This is a genomic window from Verrucosispora sp. SN26_14.1, from assembly GCF_004307965.1.
Classification (GTDB): Bacteria; Actinomycetota; Actinomycetes; order Mycobacteriales; family Micromonosporaceae; genus Micromonospora.
The window spans coordinates 1-1186 of record NZ_SISL01000809.1; the positions used below are offsets into that span (position 1 = coordinate 1).

Annotated in this window: 1 protein-coding gene; it reads left to right on the forward strand. The window is 73.9% G+C overall.

What is annotated here, in order from left to right:
- Positions 1–986: hypothetical protein (locus tag EYA84_RS32865; RefSeq protein WP_161595088.1), on the forward strand; the 986-nt coding region annotated here is incomplete at its 5' end.
- Between the last annotated feature and the right edge of the window lie 200 nt (positions 987–1186).

The following is a 1186-nucleotide window of genomic DNA, read 5'->3' on the forward strand; positions in this document are numbered from 1 at the left end:
CGCTGACGCCGGGTGCGCCGGAGCAGCCGACCACGATCGTCGCCGGGGCCGCCCCGGGCGCGGAGGCCACCTGGTCGGACGCGCCGCCGTTCAGCTTCACGTTCCGCGCGTTCGACGCCGGTCCGCTGCGCGTGCAGGACCCCGTGGTGGTCTCCCCCGCCTATCAGATCGCCTCGGTCTACATGGACGGCAGAGTCACCCACGACCGGCCGGTCGAGGATTCCGAGACGCCCGTCCGTCGGAATGGGAAGCGCCCCCCGGCTGCCGGCACCGACGCGACCCAGCGACCGCTGTACGCCTACCTGACGCTCTACCGGCCGGGCGCGTTCGACCCGGCGGGGATCGTCGGCGGCACCTCGTCGACGATCGCCGGCCGCCAGGCCGTCGAGTCGACCGTCGAGCCGGCCGGCCGGCAGTTGGCCTGGGAGTACGCCGACGACGCGTGGGCCGTGGTGACCGCCTACACCAGCACCCCCGACCCCTCCATCGCGGACCTGTCGGCGCTGGTCACCGCCCTGAAGCCGAGCCCGGCGGTGCCCGCCACGCTGCCGTTCCGGGTCGGCTACCTGCCCGCCGGCCACACTGCGGTGGAGGCCGGCTCGCACGCCCTGCCCGGCCTGGTCGGCATCGCGCAGGCCCGCGCGGGCAACTACGGTGGCGTGACCTACGCCGACCCGGCCCCGGCGACCACCGGCCTGACCGCGCCGTACGGTGACAACGAGAGCGCCACCATCCCGGGCAGTGTCAGCATCTACGTCATGCCCGCCTCCTCGTCCAACCAGCGGGCGAAGGCCGGCAAGACGAAGTGCTACCAGGCGTCGGGGGACGCGTTCTGCAACCGCTGGACCACGGACGGCGCGGTGCAGGTGCAGGTGCTCGGCACCGGCGGGCTCTCCGTCGCGGAACTGACCAGGATCGCGGAGTCGGTCGAGGTGGCCGACGTGAACGACGAACTCACCTGGACCCCGGTGCCCCAGGCGCGGTAGCCCCTGGCCGACACCGACGATCCCGCTCGTCCGGCGCCGTGTCCCCGCCCCCGGGGGCACGGCGCCGTCGCCTGCCACCGTCCCTCATTTGTCCACAATGGAGGAACACGAGTCCATGCGCCCCAGAAGATTCCTACCGGCCGCCGTGGCCCTGCTGCTCGCGGCCGGTCTCGTTCCGGCGTCCCCGGCAGCGGCCGACG